Source organism: Burkholderia reimsis (genome assembly GCF_003294055.1).
GTDB classification, from domain to species: domain Bacteria; phylum Pseudomonadota; class Gammaproteobacteria; order Burkholderiales; family Burkholderiaceae; genus Burkholderia; species Burkholderia cepacia.
Genome location: NZ_QMFZ01000171.1, coordinates 1 through 380 on the forward strand (window position 1 = coordinate 1; position 380 = coordinate 380).

1 protein-coding gene is annotated in these 380 nt (G+C 63.2%); it reads left to right on the forward strand.

Features of this window, described 5'->3' with window-relative positions:
* Positions 1 to 380, forward strand: a 380-nt coding sequence (locus DPV79_RS41790) for a carotenoid oxygenase family protein (protein ID WP_208866792.1), incomplete at its 5' end; no start/stop codon positions are given.

Genomic DNA, 380 nt, shown 5'->3' on the forward strand with positions numbered 1-380 from the left:
GCAGCTACCGTTACACCTATGCCGCTACCGGCAAACCGAGTTGGTTCCTGTTCGACGGACTGGTTAAGCACGATCTGCTCACCGGCAACCACGAGTGTTACTCGTTCGGTGACGGCGTCTACGGAAGTGAGACCGCGATGGCTCCACGGGTGGGCAGCAGCGCCGAGGACGACGGCTATCTGGTCAACCTCACCACCGACATGAACGACGACGCATCGTATTGCCTGGTTTTCGACGCGGCGCGCCCCGGCGATGGCCCGATATGCAAGCTTGCACTGCCGGAACGTATTTCCAGCGGCACGCATTCGGCGTGGGTGCCGGGCGCCGAGTTGCGTCGCTGGGATCACGCAGAGTCGCCGGCGGCTGCCGTTGGGCTATGA